The sequence below is a fragment of the Desulfovibrio sp. DV genome, from assembly GCF_001936595.1.
Classification (GTDB): Bacteria; Desulfobacterota; Desulfovibrionia; order Desulfovibrionales; family Desulfovibrionaceae; genus Solidesulfovibrio.
Genome location: NZ_MLBG01000036.1, coordinates 18,743 through 35,770 on the forward strand (window position 1 = coordinate 18,743; position 17,028 = coordinate 35,770).

General features: G+C 45.0%; 10 protein-coding genes. 2 read left to right on the top strand and 8 right to left on the bottom strand.

Features of this window, described 5'->3' with window-relative positions:
* Positions 1-370: 370 nt before the first annotated feature.
* The gene (locus DVDV_RS10090; protein WP_075354546.1) at positions 371-3,136 is read left to right on the top strand and encodes a CHASE4 domain-containing protein; all 2,766 of its coding nucleotides are present in this window, start codon (positions 371-373) and stop codon (positions 3,134-3,136) included.
* A gap of 100 nt (positions 3,137-3,236) precedes the next feature.
* Here DVDV_RS10090 and DVDV_RS10095 read toward each other — a convergent pair whose 3' ends face one another.
* The 8 genes from DVDV_RS10095 to DVDV_RS22265 all read right to left on the bottom strand — a co-directional run bounded on the left by DVDV_RS10095 (position 3,237) and on the right by DVDV_RS22265 (position 15,659).
* Positions 3,237-3,689 (bottom strand): response regulator, encoded by a 453-nt coding sequence (locus tag DVDV_RS10095; protein ID WP_254845338.1) that lies wholly within the window; start codon positions 3,687-3,689, stop codon positions 3,237-3,239.
* Between the two features lie 687 nt (positions 3,690-4,376).
* Entirely contained in the window at positions 4,377-5,297 is a 921-nt protein-coding gene (locus DVDV_RS10100) for an NAD(P)-dependent alcohol dehydrogenase (protein ID WP_217694129.1), read from the bottom strand.
* A 451-nt stretch (positions 5,298-5,748) separates the two neighbouring features.
* The gene (locus DVDV_RS10105; protein WP_075354548.1) at positions 5,749-6,165 is read right to left on the bottom strand and encodes an Rrf2 family transcriptional regulator; all 417 of its coding nucleotides are present in this window, start codon (positions 6,163-6,165) and stop codon (positions 5,749-5,751) included.
* Between the two features lie 796 nt (positions 6,166-6,961).
* Complete coding sequence (locus DVDV_RS10110; protein ID WP_075354549.1) at positions 6,962-8,380, bottom strand: metallophosphoesterase; 1,419 nt, start codon at positions 8,378-8,380, stop codon at positions 6,962-6,964.
* A gap of 1 nt (position 8,381) precedes the next feature.
* The gene (locus DVDV_RS22250; RefSeq protein WP_139311581.1) at positions 8,382-10,280 is read right to left on the bottom strand and encodes a hypothetical protein; all 1,899 of its coding nucleotides are present in this window, start codon (positions 10,278-10,280) and stop codon (positions 8,382-8,384) included.
* Positions 10,252-12,759 (bottom strand): hypothetical protein, encoded by a 2,508-nt coding sequence (locus DVDV_RS22255; protein WP_139311582.1) that lies wholly within the window; start codon positions 12,757-12,759, stop codon positions 10,252-10,254. Before DVDV_RS22255 ends, DVDV_RS22250 begins: the two co-directional genes overlap by 29 nt.
* Positions 12,760-13,554: 795 nt before the next feature.
* Complete coding sequence (locus DVDV_RS22955; RefSeq protein ID WP_083634742.1) at positions 13,555-15,240, bottom strand: pentapeptide repeat-containing protein; 1,686 nt, start codon at positions 15,238-15,240, stop codon at positions 13,555-13,557.
* A complete protein-coding gene (locus tag DVDV_RS22265; protein WP_139311583.1) occupies positions 15,207-15,659 on the bottom strand; it encodes a hypothetical protein in 453 nt (150 codons plus the stop codon). The genes DVDV_RS22955 and DVDV_RS22265 overlap by 34 nt, the downstream gene beginning before the upstream one ends.
* A 569-nt stretch (positions 15,660-16,228) precedes the next feature.
* Between DVDV_RS22265 and DVDV_RS10120 the strand changes: the two genes are divergently transcribed.
* Entirely contained in the window at positions 16,229-16,549 is a 321-nt protein-coding gene (locus DVDV_RS10120) for a helix-turn-helix domain-containing protein (RefSeq protein ID WP_075354551.1), read from the top strand.
* Positions 16,550-17,028 lie beyond the last annotated feature (479 nt).

Genomic DNA, 17,028 nt, shown 5'->3' on the forward strand with positions numbered 1-17,028 from the left:
AAATCCAACCGCATTCAACATTTCAAGTTCCCTAGCAATTCAACGTAACATACTGAAATTACGCGAAACATGTCGCATACCGGCTTTCAAAATCATTTAAAACATCAAACATGCTAAAATGGCATGATAATTTCTGAGCGACAAGCACAAAGCCCTTCCCGAGCTTTCGGCCTCCTGTGTGGGGCCAGGCGATTTCGCTGCATAACCGGTGACGATTGACCGACCGCAGGGTTTAGGGGAAAATGCCGCATTGGCCTGACGCACTCTTGCAAGTGTGACGATACGGGGCCGGGTTTTGACCGTCAGTCCGGCTCTTTCCAATCCGGAACGAGGCTATACGCCACTGAATCAGTATCAAGGCACACAGGGGATGAAACGCATTTCAATCCGCAAATTTACGTTGCTGGGCATCTGCCTGGGAACGATCCTTTTGCTTTCCTTTTACACCCTCTTAAACAGTTATCTGCTCAATAGAACCTTCTCGGAGTTTGAAAACAACGCGTTGGCCAACGACGTGATCCGTATGAGCAATGCTCTCGATGAAGAAGTCCACAAACTCGATGAGATCGTCGTGGACTGGGCCATCTGGGACGACAGCGCCTTGTTCATGCAGGGAAAGATGAAAAATTTCGTTAAATCAAACCTTAACGATAGAACCCTCGATTCGCTCCGCCTGTCCTTCATCATGTTCATCGACAACAGGGGCAAGATCGTCTGGGCGCGCAACGCAACCGATCATGAGACCTACACCCCGGATATGCCGCAGGAAATCAAGGACCTCGTCTTCAATAAGACCTCCATCCTGACCGACTCCACCAAGGATAATCGGATTCATGGCATCGCCAACCTGCCGCACCAGCTGATGATCGTTGCCAGTTGTCCCATCCTGGACAGCGAGGCCAAAGGTCCCAAGCAGGGTACCCTGCTCATGGGGAGACAGCTCACGGACGCCATGCTGACGAAGGTTTCCGAGAAGGTACGCCTCAAATTCAATCTGCAAGGAGAAGACAAACCCCTTCCCGACGACATGCATTCCTGGGCCAGGACCATCTCTACTGCTATCGACGGAAACACTATCGATTTCTACGACAAAGATGAGGACAATTTGGCAGGTGTCATGCTGGTCGAGGACATTTCCGGCGACAAGTCGCTGCGCCTCACGGTCTTCGGAGACAAGGACATCGTGCACCGGGGCGCGGCAGTCACCATGCACTCTTCGATCCTTCTGGCTATCGGCGGGGCCATACTCATCGGTTCCATTCTCTTTCTGGTCGAACGACGGATTTTAAGCAGGATCATCAGCATCAAGGAACAGATCAACAGGATCAACAGCGACCCCAAGGACAGCGGCGGTCCGAACGGCATTGTCATCTCGGGTGATGACGAGATCAACACCCTGGCCAGCCACATCAACTCCTACATCGCCGAAATCAACAACTACAAGACCAACCTTGAACGGATCGTCTTGGAACGGACCAATGAACTGCGGCAAAAAGTCCATGAAAACGAACAGGTGCAAAAGGAGCTGAAAAACGCCAAGGAGGTGGCCGAGGAGGCAAACAAGACCAAAACGGAATTCCTGGCCAAGGTCACCCACGAAATCCGCACGCCCATGAATTCTATCAAGGGCATGAACGATTATTTGCTCAGCACCCCCCTCAACAGCGATCAGGTCGAGTGTCTTACCGTCATCAAGGAATCCTCCAGCCATCTCCTGACCATCGTCAACGATCTGCTCGACCTTTCCAAGATCGAGGCCGGACAGCTCACCTTCGAGCACATCGATTTCAACCTCAAACAACTGATCGATTCCACGGTCAAAATCCTGCTCCCCCAGGCCAACAAGAAAAAACTGATCTTTCAGGTGGAGTACGAGGGGAGGACGGACGTCGCCGTCAAAGGCGACCCCGCACGGATCCGTCAGGTTCTTTTCAACCTGGCCAACAACGCCTTGAAGTTCACGCAGTTCGGCGAGGTTCGGATCGTCGTCGCCACTGCGTGGGACGCGCCAAACGATGTCTACGACGTCACGATTTCCGTCAAGGACACCGGCATCGGCATCAATGAGGAAGCGCTTCAACGGATTTTCGAGCCCTTTGTCCAGTCCGACAATTCCACCACCCGTAAATTCGGCGGCACTGGTCTTGGCCTGTCCATCTGCAAGCAGTTGGCAACACTCATGGGAGGAAGGATTGCGATTTCGAGCCGGCCGGGCGTTGGTAGTGAATTCACCTTTGTCTTGTCGTTGCCACCAGGAAATGCCGACCTTGTGGCCCAGCCTGGGGCAGCAAGATCTTTCCCTTACATGCCCCTGGACCGACTCACTATTCTGGTCGTTGACGATAATGAGATGAATCTGCGCGTGGCCCAAAAGGTCTTTTCGCTGCTCAACCAGGAACCGGTGCTGGCCAAGGGGGGCAAGGAGGCTCTGGAAATCCTCACGATCGCCATCTTCGACATCATCTTTCTCGACATTGAGATGCCGGATATCAACGGACTGGAAGTGACCAGGATCATCCGGACCGGAAAAGCAGCGCCCCTAAACCAGGACACCCATATCGTTGCCATGACGGCCTATTCGCTGAACACGATCAAGGACCAGTGCCTGCAACAGGGGATGAACGATTTCATCACCAAGCCCCTGGATCAGGAAGTCCTCTTCAGGATACTGCAATCGTTCGGCCGGAATTCGGCTCCGGACTGTCCTGCACACGACGGGGAAGAGACAACCGACGGGATCACCAAGACGCTCGTCCACCCCCATGATCGGGCGATTGTAAACGTGGAATCCGCCCTGCGGAAGCTCGGCGCGGATAAGGAATTGTATCTGGATATCTGCAAGGGCTTTTTGGAGACGTTCAACGCCGAGCGGTTTGGCATCCTCTACCTCAGCCACCTGCCCGACCTCATAAGCCTGCCGCTTTTCATCCATTCCCTCAAAGGAAATTCCCTGCAGATCGGCGCGGAGCGCATTAGCTTGCTGGCTGAGAGGCTTGAAAAAAAGCTGGTCTGCGGCAGGGACGACATTCATGAGGACCTGCTTCATCTTAAGGACGAGATTCTCCTGGTCGAAGACAGGCTGCGGATGTTTATGAGCGACAGCGAAAAGCAAGAGAGCCAAGCCATGCCCCTGTGAGCACGGTCTTTCCGCAGGCTTTGGCTGGTTGATCAAAACAGGTATGTCGGGGACCGAGGCCCCAAGAATCAATGCCCAGGCCGTTGGAACCTTGCCGCACCTACCACTTCTTGGCGGCGGATGGATCGAAGGAATGCTCCTGCGCAACGACTTTCCTGATCACGCAAGAAATATTCTCCACGGAAAAGGGCTTCACCACGTAGGCCGTGGCACCATGCTTGCCGGCTTCGAGGATGCTCGACGTATCGGCCTCGCTGCTGATGATGACCACCGGCAGGTCGCCCAGGCTCGCCGAGGCCCGCACCCTGTCCAGCAGCTTTATTCCGGACAGCTTCGGCATTTTCAGGTCCGCGAACACCAGATCGGTCTTTTCCCCGCTTTCGAGCAATTCCCAGGCCTGTTCGCCATTGGCGGCGGTCAAGACGTCCTTGATGCCTACCTTGTACAGGATTCGTTTGAGGACATGCAGCATAACGGCGGAGTCATCGGCAATCAGCACTCTGATGTCTTTCATCCGCTCTTGCGGGTCGTCAGCATGAAAAGCGGTCATCATCCAGAAAATCCTCTACACCGGTCCAGATTGATCCTACGATTCAAGTCGGGGTGTGCCACCTAACCGGCTCTAGCGTCTGCGGGGACGCTTCTTTTGGTTTCATATACATCTAGAGGCTAGGTCCGTCAAAAGGCCACCACACGCGCAGACATCTGCGCATTGTGTAACCCGGCTCATCGCCGCATTATCTCGGTTCATTTCGTCCCAGCCGTCCGAAATCCCACCGCGTTCAAAATTTCAAAACTCCCACATATTAGGCACAACATGCTGAAATCAAATACGATCCACACGAAATCGGCGTTCAAAATCGTTTAAAATATTTCAACACACTGAAATAGCACAAGAATATTCTGGCAGTGCCAAAACTCATGGGAAAATAGGGAGGGAGATCGCGGATAAATCGGGTCCGCCAACTGTGCCAACAGGCAGGGGCATCTGATAAACGAAAAAGGGGCCAGGACTTTTACGTCCTAACCACTTGAAGTCATTGGAGCTAGCATGCCGCCGTGTCATACCAATCAAAGTCCGTTGGCAGATACGCTCCCTAGCCCCCTCATAGGAGCTATTGGATCACATGTGATGGCAGTTGCCCCCTGGAGTGGATACCGTGTCATCACCAAAACATATGAAAACCGTGACATGTGGCAGCCAATCCAAGGGGCAGCTAACGGTCGCGCCACGATGCCCTCACGCCATCTCAATAACAATCTTGCCGAAAGCACCACGGTCGAGATGATCCAGTGCTGCAGATAGATCGGCGAGTTGATAGCGCGTGTCGATGACAGGCTTCATTCCTGTCCGGTCAACGGCGCGCACGAGGTCTTCCAGAGCACGGCGATGGCCAGTGCCAATGCCTTGTACAGTTACGTCCTTGAGCATCAATGGCATGGCCGAAGCCGACAGCTCGAAGCCCTCCAGAGCGCCAATCTGATAGATGCGCCCGCCGACAGCCGCCATCTTCACAGCCTCGCCGAGATGTGGTCCGCCAATCAGCTCGAGGACGTGATCGGCACCATGATCTCCGGTGATCCGGAGAACCGCCTCGACCACATCTTCCTGCTTGCGATCGATGCCGTGGTCGGCACCCAAGGCTTTGGCGCGTGCCAGCTTGCCGACACTGCCGGATACAATCACCTCGGCCCCATGCATTTTGGCGATCTGGATGCCGAACAGCGCGACACCGCCCGTACCCTCGACCAACACAGTTTCACCGGCATGTACCCGACCGCGCTCGACGAGCGCGAACCAAGCGGTAATCCCGGCGCAGGGTAATGTGCTGGCTTCCGCATGGCCCAGCGTTGTCGGCATCCGGACGAACCAGTCTTCCGGGAATGCCACGTAGTCCGCCAGCACACCTGGATAGTACCCCCCAAGGGTCCGATAGGATGGCGAGCGGGCATCACCGCGCCGGGTGCCGTCGATCCAGCCGGGCGTAAAGGTGGAGATGACGTCGTTACCAGTATTGAAACGGGTAACGCCTTCGCCGACCGCTACAACCCTTCCCGCGAGATCGGAACCGGGTGTGAAGGGAAAAGCAATCGGCAGACCACGGCCACTCTCGATCACCATTTTGTCGCGGTGATTGAGTGAGACAGCCGCCACATTCACTAATATCTCTCCCCACCTTGGCTTTGGAACAGGAACCTCCCTCAATTCTAGCCGGTCTCGACCTATACCGTCCATCTCCCAACGTCTCATGGTTTCTGTCATCACTTCTCCTTGTGTGCAATTGCTGTTGAAATATTTCCAAAAAGAAGAGGAAGTTGGAAAGCTTATTTAATACACACCCCTCTATCCTCAGAAGGTATAACTTTGATAAAGGATAATTCGAATGTACACTGAGTACCATTTTGCTGTTAATACTACCCACAAACCAGTGGCAACGTTTGACGGGGCAAGGCCGATACGGCTGGTTCCACCAGTGATTATCACTACTTTCCATCCAGTATTTTGGATATGACATTTTCCCCTTTGCCAGTTACCAAATCAAGTTTATGCATCAATGGCGACTTGGCTTGTTACTATTAAAGAAACAAATGAGGGTAAAAAACTATGCACCCTATTTTATGTCTTCGATGATATCTGCGAGAGTTATTTTGGCGAGCGTATCCTCGAAGGAGAGTTGTGATTTTTTTAAAATCCGTTCGATCATGTGCTTGAAGCCACAACTGACCGGGCAGAAGCTCTGAGCTGAATACTTGTGTACCGCGAAAACTTTCGGGGCATCGACAGATTCATAGATATCGAGAAGTGTTATACCATCTGCGGGTCTCGCCAACAGGCAGGTACCTGATTTTCCCCTGCTGGTGCGAACCAAGCCCGCCTTGGAAAGCTTTGACAATATCCGTCTGACAAAACTTGGACAGGCGTTAACGCTCGATGCCAGTTCAGTCGAGGTAAGGTCAGACCTGCTACTATAGCCAAGCCCGGCCATGAGGTGAATCGCTATGGAGAATTGCGTATTGTTGGCCGACATTTTGTTACTTTAAAAGAAACAAGTAAGAAACGCAACAACTAATTTGCCACCTTCGGAACCTCTCTCTAATGAAGAGTTGCCTAATGACATGACTTGTCCGGCAGACGTCTGCGCACTGTGTAACCCGGCTCATCGCCGCATTATCTAGGTTCATTTCGCCCCGGCCGCCCGAAATTCCATCCCGTGCAAATTTCAAATTTCCCGCTAATCAGACGTAACACACTGAAATAACATGTAATGCGGCACATGGCGGCGTTCAAAATCTTTCAAAATATTTCAACACAGTGGAATAGCACAAGAATTTTCTGGAAGTGCCAAAACTCATGAAAAAATGAGGACAGGGGGATTGCGGACAAATCGGCTCCGCCAACGATGCCAACAGGCAGGACCCGCTGAACAACGAAAAAGGGGCCAGGACTTTGACGTCCTAACCCCTTGAATTTCCGTATGGAGCCAGCATGGAGACTCGAACTCCAGACCTGCTGATTACGAAGACACAAACTTTGGCTATTTTATTGATATCATTTATACATTTTGGCTTACCAGCCTCTATTCTGTTGGCTGCCAGCCAACAAGACAAGACCGTATCGTCTAGAAGCGTGTTGGTTAATAGTTGGTATACTTTTGGCTGGTTCTATCTTGGGGGAAAGTTACATCGCGAGGGCGGCATGAATTTCATGGTGATATTGTCAAGAAACCCTAGCCGCTACCCCTCCCCACCGCGCAGTTCTCCGTGCATGGTGTCGCACCTCACCACTCCCTCATTTGCCAGCGCATGTCGCCCACTCTTAGTAATTTAAAAATCATAGTCTTTAAGTTTAAATATTCTTGGGATACTATCCTCAAAGCAAAGCCTATAACTAGAAACTGCATTAAAATTGAGTGAGTGATTCTTATAAATACGGAGAATGTTTAAGCCTCGAGTATGCCCAGCGACCTCTTTAAGAGGGGAAGGAGCTCTTGATACAAGGGTATAGAAGTCGGTGAAATCTTCAGTTTTGAATCCATGTGTATGCCTATGTCCACACAAAAAAATGTTTGACTTAACTGTTCCAGGAATACCATAATATTTACCATAGGACGTCATGGAAGATTCATCCATACCATCTGTAAAACAAGCAAATGGACAATGATGCGTCATGCCAACTACAAATAAATGAGAACACAAACGACTGAATTTTAAACTGCTTCTCGCTATATTGCTTATTGCAATTTTGGAAAAAGCAGGAGCAGGTACTGCAGTTGGCCTGACTTGGTATGAAGAATTAAAGCCGTGAAACAATATTCCCTTGGTTAAAAAATAATCAACAAACCAATACATATCGTTTGCATCGTTGCACTGGAATGCAACATCCGAGACAGAAGATGAGAAGTCGAGAAAAGGATATGCAGAATAATTACAGAGATCAGCATTAATAATATCAGCAGTAAATTTACCAACTGATTCCTCGATTGCTATATTTGTTGCACAAGACAGTGGCACGCAAAAATCATGATTGCCAGGGACTATCATAGTAAATGGATTCGACAAAAGAGACTGCAACTCTTGAATCCATTTCTTGGCATGTGTAAACTCGGACGGTAATCCGTGTTCAGTAATATCGCCTGTTATAGCTAAAAAATGTGGCGCATTTTCCCCAAATTTAGTTCTAACCAGAGTAGTGATCGCAAACAAAGAGTCTTCAGCGAGTTGATCATCACTAAATCCGAAATGCAAATCTGAAAGATGCAAAATTATAATTTCATTGTCAATTTTCTGTAGCGTACTAAACGCGTTGCTTTTTTTCAAATATTTGTTTATCGCCAGTGTAAAAGTATTTTCAAGATATTCATCCAGTTTTTCTTTTTCAAACATTTTCCACTGCAGTATATTTGAAAAAAAATCAAATTCAAACAAAGAAGAAACTTCTTCAAAGTTAGTGTCATCCCACTCTTTGCTTACTAAAAGTATTGGAATTTTAAAATGTCTTTTACTGAGAAAGTGAAACATGTCAAACAATGAAATTTTTTTCCATTCTACTGTTTTTTCTAAAATGACATCAGAAATAATCGCGCTAAAGGGCAAACTAATTAATTCATCATACAGCTTTTCTGGGTTTTCAACGAAAACAGGAGTTATCACAACAGAATTTTTTCTCATATAACTTTCGAAAAAATGTCTATAGATTTCATCCCTATCTCTGTCATCGTCAATGACTAAAACAAAGTGATGCATACTAAGCCTCCATTTTAAATGTCGAAAGCGGCAATTTGATAATAGAATGCGCAACAATAGCACCGGGCAATACAGAAAAATCACTAAAAGTATTGCATTCTCCACCAACTCTAGCGACTGCACAAATAGATGATTTTGGTGATAGCTTTATACGGCAATTGCTTGTCTTATTGTAAAAATGGAAAGCTATAAAATCAGGAGTATCCATGTCAATTTCCCACAAAACATCACCGTGAAAAAAAGTACCATTCCGTTCTAAGCACAGCCCGTCAGTTCGGTATCCAGTGTTTAAAATAATATCATGAAAGCAAGTTATAGCAAAATAATCCATGTAGACATAATAATCAGCGTTCCAATTAGTAGTGTTAATAGGAATAATTGTCGGGAATGGTTGTTCAGGATACTGAAGCGTATACTTCTGTTTGCAACTATCGGTCAAAATCACACGATGAAGGATTGAGAAAATTTTTTCTTTATTGCATAGCTTTACATAGAAAGCATCCCTATACTTTTTTGACAAGCAATTATTCATGCCATAATAATATTGGTGTAAATCTTCAAAAAACATATGATCTGCAGTCTTGCAATCTATGAATTTTCTGATTGTTGCTAGCTGAATTTTGACATCAGCTATATCGCTAGTAATGCAATCATTTTCAATGTGGTGAATCATTATGCCATTTACGCTGAAAGCCTCTAAGCATTTTAAAATTATTTGAACGTAATGCATTACCTGAACAATTAAATGCAACGCAACTCCAGTTGCTTCATCTTTTAAATTGTATAAACACAAATAGAAAGGGGACAGATGTCGCTCGGCACCGTGAAGCCCTACACAGTTAAAAAACACATTAACATTGTAGTAGTGTGATTTTTCTACTCCTATCATTAAAAAATTGTGTGTCTCAATTTCATTGACAGGGGGGTGAACCAAGTGAAACATCTCATTTTCATTTAAAAAACCATATATAAGTGAGAGTGAAATAGCAAAGTCAATTGTTTTAATTTTTATAATCTTCAATAATTTAGAAATTTTTTTCTTCCAAAGGTAAGAAGAAATGGGGCCTTCACATAACGCGAAGCACAAACCAATAAGAGCACTACAATTTGAATCACATTCAAATAAAATTCCAATATCAATCATCAGCGAAAGTCTGTAGAATTTCTCATCGAATGACAACTTGTCAAAAAACAGTAAATACTGGGTTGCAAGTATTTCAATGGCAAGTTGCGGGTACATTTTTTTTATTTTTTTTGCGCGAGACAAACATACATCAAATCTCATTGGCACTCTGGATAATTCAATCAAACTCGATGTAAAACTACTAGTCCTGAAAATATAAAATTTTTCTTTACTATGTTCATTTCCATCATATTTAATACCAATCGAAACTTTGTTGTTGAAATTATTAGGTAGCATCTCTGAATTAAGCCCACCCTCTCCCCAATCTGTATATATATCGCGTGCGCCCCATATCTTTGTCCATATTTTTGTTCTATTGCGATATGATGTATACTTTTGTTGATTAGAAAATTGATTCACTATCTTGATAGACTCGCACAAAATACACCCACTATCTCTCCCTAGAGGTGGAACGTCAAACTTCCAGAAGCGATGATTATTGCTTTTTGATATATTGTTATGATATACAACTCGACTTGTTCTATCTAATAGACAAATTGATACAACATCAAAGTCTCCCAAGGAAAAAATGAGTGATTTTAATTCGTAAACATATTTCCCCTCCACGATGTCGTCATCAAAGATAACAATCCTGGCCACCTTGTCTATACCCGCAGACGGTGAGAGCAAAGATATTATTCTAGAAACTGATGAAGGAGTAAGTCTAAGAGGTAATCCTTGAGATTCTTCAAAAAAATGAAACAGGCAATAACACATAAGAATCTAAAATTGCTTTGAATTTATTATTTGATTTTAACGATCTTACCATCCTATCGATGGCATAGTGAGAGAAATACACGAGCAGACAGGTTTTATTTTTTTTTGAGTATTTTCTAAGTACGCTATATAGCCAATCTATGATGCTATCGCTATTAAAAGCAGCGCGCATATATGCTACTGCTGTATTTAATGCAATCAAATCATGTCGCTTATTATTAACATAGTGACCAATGCGTACGCAGTCTAGCATTTCAAAGTCTTGATACATATCTCTCTTCGAACGAGCAACCTCGCATTGGCATTGATCAAATGTTATGTCTTTGTTTCCCAATTGTGATATAAATGGAGTGTCTCTAATGCGAATCATTGAAACTTTATCATCGACAGCTTTATTCCCAAGCCAAAGCAATGCATTTAAATTTTCTGATTGTGTTAATTGAGATCCATTCTCATTGTACACATATTTATGGGTCATTAAAGGTAACGCAGCGTATTTATTGACCCCCAACCTCTTCGCAGTGTTTTTTATTGTTTTGTTACTTACCACTACGCTTCCTAGAAGGACTACATTTTTAGCATGTTCAACCTGGCTAAACCTTTTTGACTTCAGTTCTATGTATATAGACTTAATCAGGCTGTCTGAAAAAAATATATTAACTGAATCAAATAAATAAAGACATCGTTGCAACGCTCTGTAAGCGATATATCGTTTGGACGTGTTTGCCATTATTTTTTCAATCGAAATATAACCATCAACGACATATTTTTTATCACCCTCAAGCCAAGTTATTTTTTCAGAAATAAAATCTTCACCAATATCTTTCCAAAATTTGAGAGAGTCTTCATAACGAAGTTTAAGTGCTACAATTTCAGCGATTGAAAAACACTCCTGATTATCAAAAAAGCGTTTGGATGCACCTATATCTAGTAGCAAGCGACGGTCCTCTTTGTCTTTTTTCAAGCAGCAGACATGCCAGTTCCGAGTAAGCAAAAAAATTCTACAAGAATTTTTATTGTCAATAAATAGTTGTTGAAGCTGCTGAAGCGCAATCAATGCCTGGAAAGGCGACATATCACATATTACCAGTGAATCATTCATGCATGTTAAATCTACGGATCTTTTGTTAATAAAACCCAAAACCCAAAAAATTAAATCCTCCTTATATAAATGCCTGGGTGGACGCAGGATCGTAGTATTTACTGACAACCCTTCAAAATTATCCTGAGGATAACTGCATGAATTATCAAATATATAATCGTAAAACTTAACGGAACTGCAATTGCTTGCATAATAATTTGACTTTAATTGTGTTAGTATTGTTTTGCCAGATTTGTCTGAAATTTTGATCCATTTTTGTTTATCGAAAAAAAATTTTTCGCTTCTAACATATAAATTAAAACAATATGACAATCCTGGAGTATGCCCTTTGTTTGCTATACAAAAATAATTGTCAGAATATTGTTTGATTTGTCCGTTCATTTTTTGACTTGAAGAATTAACATACTTGTGAACTAGGCCCGCCCACTCATTATTTGATCCTATTCGAACATAGTCTTTATCGATCGATAGCATAGAATAAACTTGTTTTAATCCGCCAGGAATAAATCTTGCTTCTTGCGATCTGTCGTCTAATATTTCTGCATCGGAAGCACTTATATAATTGTTATTAATAAAATCGATTAATTGCATGCTTGAAAATGAGTGTAAATAATTATTGATATTTCTGCTGTTAGAAGTGTTACTTTTAATTCCTTTGCCACAATCGCTGATATATAACTCAACCCAGTTAACACCTTCTGCGTGTTCAAAATTAGAAATAGCAGGGATATGGTTCGTTTCAAAAGTATTTATTTCATCCCAAGCAACTCGCTCATTCTTATTTTTGGGGCGTGCAATTCGTATTCTAGAATATATTGCCACGTTCTTCTCACCGTTTCCATAAGCATGAGAGTAAACATTTTTAAAGGCTTCGTACAAAATTTTTCTAATTTTTTGTAATATTCTTTCTTTAGCATAAGTATTTTTAATCATTCCCGAACTTTCCGAAACTTTCTTTGCCTCCTCAATTACACTTTCTATAACTTCTGAAATATAATCCTGTTGTTTGTTTTTTCTTAAATCAAACATTTTTGCCTGTATCAATACACTTGAATTAACTCCAATTGTATGCGTAATTGACATCAACTTTTGCAGTAATTTATTTTTATCTGAATTTGATATGTATTCTATCTCTTTCCCAGAACAGTACTCTATAATTTTTGTTGAAATTTTTGAATAATATTCAAAAAAACCTTGTGTTGCTAAGAATTTTAAAAAAATATCATGCTTTGAGCTATTGATACTTCCTACGATAATTACTACTTGTTTATTTTTAATTTTTTTAGCAGGCACCCTATGACCAAAAGGACTTGGGGGTCTGCCCATATTACATTCGAAAAATCTATTGACAACGGCAAGGTGGCGTTTTTGCTGCACCTGGTAGAAATATCATTAATGTTTTTTGCAGCATTCTCAACAGTGATTAGTCTATCAAATTTAATACCCATTGGTCGCTACGCTCCTTTTCAATCGACACTGACAAGAGTCATGCTTTATATTAAAGCTAGATAGTTTTCAGTGGTGGCCACAAATGTTCAAAATAGATTTGTTTTAATTGAACATGTACTGTATAAAATAAAACTGAGGAACCCACGAATATGATGTAAGAAATCATTGACAGCTCGTATAGTATTATATGTTTATCCGCAAGGCTGCAAGTGTCATGTGGTATTTTTTAGCACTTTCCTGCTAAAAAATATAGGTAAAAACTGGCCAGCCTGTGCTTTTCGGACTATTTAAAACTTGAGACGGTGGCTACCAGCGGTGAAGAGGGCAATCCTCACCTTTCTAGGCGGTCTGAAATGTTGGGCTATGGAGCCGTTCTCAGTTTTTGACTCGGGGTTAACTCGCCGGACAGGGCCTCGAGCGCTACTTTGGCCTTGAACTCCGCTGAAAACTTCCGTCGCTGGGACATCGAAAACCGTCCTCCTCGCTTGAGGACCATAGCTTAGCAGGCTGTCCAATTTTCCGCGACCAGCTCCGCTCAAGGAGGCCGAGGCCGGTCGGCCAACCCTGACCTATAGCAAGCTCAAACACTTCACCTGTGGAGGGTTGATGGCTCTCGACGCCTTCGTGCCAATATAGGTTCAAGTGACTAGGGGCTGTTGAAGATGCTAATGACATATATCAAGTGTACTTTAGCGGTTAAATGGTTTCTGCGCTCGATAAATGTTATTCTGACTTGTTGACATAATTAGTTAAATCCTTTAAAAAATATGGATTAATGTTCTGCACGACACAATCATCTTCGAGAAGGGGCGAAATGAGATTGGTGTTGACTATCGTGTCTTCAAAAGATTGTGACTGAATCAGATTTACAAGATATAGAGAAATTGGATCTGCAACTTCAGGATATGAGCAGACAACTTCAGTTAAGATTTCACCCCTTGCACGAGCCGAGCTGTCTAACATGTTTTGGTTGCAGCTTTCCTCATGACATGAGTTTTCCCACTGGGTGCTTTGGTTGGATTTTATGTGTTTATGACGACTGCCTTCAAGATGTTCAATAAATAGCTTTCTTCGCCCTGATGGGACTCGTTGCGACACTTCGGCCACGAAAACCTTGAACTCCTGATCAGAAAAAGGCTTAAAATTTGCACCACGAAAATTGCTGTCTTTGATCGTTATGGGAAGTGATGCCGACCTAAAGCTAGCTTTCTCGGCCTGCAAGCCAACGAGCTTGCAGCCATCAAGAGAAGCCCCGTCCAAATTTGCCCCGGAAAGATCTGCTCCATTGAGATAGGCCCCGCCAAGGTTCGCACCTTCTAAGTGGGCTCCGGTGAGCAATGCGCCCTCTAGGTGGGCACCAATAAGTAATGCCCCCTCTAGATGGGCATAGCGAAGGTCCGCACCTTGCAACTTGGCCCCGGCAGCGCCGCCATATCTGATGCTTTGGCTTTCGGATCCGGCACCTGCAATTACATCGGCGCACGCTAGACGTGCATTGGCAAGGTCAGCGCCGACCAAGTTGACTCCATACAATTTTGCACACTCAAGATGCGCACCCGATAGTCGTGCATTAACCAGTTGCGCACCTTCAAGTATAGCATGCGGCAGTAGTGCTCCGCTCAGATTTGCATCACGTAGATCTCGACCTTTCAGCTTCAGGCCAAGACCATATTTTCCAACCAAATCAGTCAAAACGGCATCATGCTTATCTATTGAACCTGCAAACTGGGACAACACTTCTTGAGAAACTCCACTTTTGATTAGTAACGCATTGTGAACATCAAGATTGTTATTGTTTGGAAATGGAATGTTTGGCATTATTGACGATGCATAAATTCTTAAAAACTCGTTACGGAACGTGTCAAGGCTTTCTCCTGGAATAGTCAACAAAATAAAACACAGAGGAATGACGAGGAAAAACACATATAGTGCAGTTATTGGTATTCTTTTTATGGTGTCAAGCGGGTTAATTGATATGTTTGCCATTTGTCTCGATAGACAATTGCGCGACTGCGCTCCCGATATTGCCGGCCATAAAAGCAATATCATAGAAACGTCAATCAGCAGAACCACCCTTTGCATCCAAATCACTACTTGATCGTGATATGGAATAAAGTAGCTTTGAAAAAGCAAAAATAATGAGATCGGTGCGCAAACTACAAAAAACCACAAAACAAACCTCATAAACAACCCAAGAGAAAAGTGCATGTCTCTGTCGAGGATGAGATTAGAAAGGAGATTGTTTTTATGTAGACTACGTTCTTCCTCTTGTTCGGCAGTCATTCCATAAAAATGCTTTACAATCAACTGATCGAGTAAAAGGACATTTTGTGTTAGATAGAAATACTGGCTTGTTAGATTTAGATGAATGAGCATCAACGCCAATGGCCCAATAAAAAAAACCACCATAAAGGGAGTTGAATATTAAGGAGTGGGACAGCCTTCGCGGTTCCGCGCAGCAAATCCTCGTGACTGGTAGATGTAACAGCCACAAAGAAATAAATAAGGATAGCTAAGTAAGCTATTAAATTAGCGTTAGCCTGGGTTCCTCCGCTGTTTACAGCCTCACGGAGCTTTTTTATCCGGTCGCCTACATTCTCAAGACATTCATTTCCATTGCCCCCCCCTGAAGGGTTGGCGGGAATCGGTGTATCCGGCGAGCGAATTTGCTCGGCTTCATAGGAAGAAGATGGCCCTGTTGATGGTATCGCTTGGCTCTGGGGAGAATTTGTCCTTCGTGGATCCCCTTGCGGCTCATGGTTGTTCAGCCCCTTCTCAACATCCCGTTCTGCACCAGGTCCAGAGGTGTTACCCGATGACGTGTCCATGCAGGTGTCCTCCTGTCAGCAGTTGTTATTAAATTTCAAGGGTTTCTAATTTGTCTAGGACTAACTAATTATTCCAACAAATTTGCCATGCCGTGCTGTGCAAGTACAAGTCAGGGGCCGCGTGGATTGGTTGATAGCAGCGAGTCCAACCGACACATTGTCTCTTTTGAGCATGGAGCCCATATTCGGCGACCAGCCGTGCCCTCGTCTCCGTGAAGCCTTTCTCCCCCGTAGCCGCGACGATCTCAGCCCCCCCTGCCGATAAATTTGAAGTTCGAGGTCGGCTTGGTTATGTGCTTGGCGGACATCGGCCACGCCGAATATCTCATAGCGGGCACTCAATACGGCCATGTGGCCCTTCTCGTCGCAGAATTTATTCAGAATACTTTCCAGTCGGTGTTTTCTTCGAATTCGCAGATGGCCATGCGTCTTGTAAGATGATCAGTGGCCCTTGTAAATTGATCACTATCCGCAATCCCACTCTTGCCCCATTTGTTCCCTCTGGATTGGCCTAGGGTTTTCTTGGACACTAACTTGGCGGTATGAATCTGCCGCTCGGGAGGTGTCGTATGCAGAGAGAGCAAGGAGCGCCCAAGCGATTTTGGGCGCGTCACAAGACTCAGGCCGTACTCCGGCTGCTTCGAGGCGAGGACATTGACTTGGTGAGCCGGGAGTTGGGGGTGACCGCCGCGACGCTGCCCCAGTGGCGCGACACCTTTCTGGAGGCCGGGGAATCGGGTCTCAAGCCGCAACCGGCAAGGGAATCCGTTGAAGTCGGCCGGCTCCGTGAGAAAATCGGCGAGCAGGCCATGGAAAACGAGCTGCTTCGCGAAAAGATCGCTCGGCTGGAGCAAAACCGCCCTTTGGCCCGGGGGAGGTCGAGGAAATGAGCCAAGCCGCCTCGGCCTTCACAGGGAAGAACTACGGGCTGGCGCTCCATAGGCGTTTTACTGCGGTTTGCCCGACTGGATGTAGTCGAGCGTATCCTGTTCGTTTCGGCCCAGGCTTGCAGGTGATTACTGACATACTGCGGGACGTTGTCGCACGGATGCCTTCGGCTTACCGAATCACGCCGGCCTAAGGATTTAACGTTATCTCACCGATACCTTCCGAGCTAAGATTGTTTCACGAAATCCGTGTGTTATACAACAGCTCAATTTTCTTCATAGATTGTGTGCAACATCGCTTTGACATAGGGAAAGCCATAGAGGTATAAAAAACCGAAAGAATGCGAGGCGGGCCAGCATATTGCCCTGCCTGCGAATATATGACCTTGGCTCCTGCCTCATGAGCACGTGGCTTCCACTTGCCCCAGAGAGTAGACGGGACGACAGGCCCTGGCACCGAGCCTCGAACGAGCACACTTCAA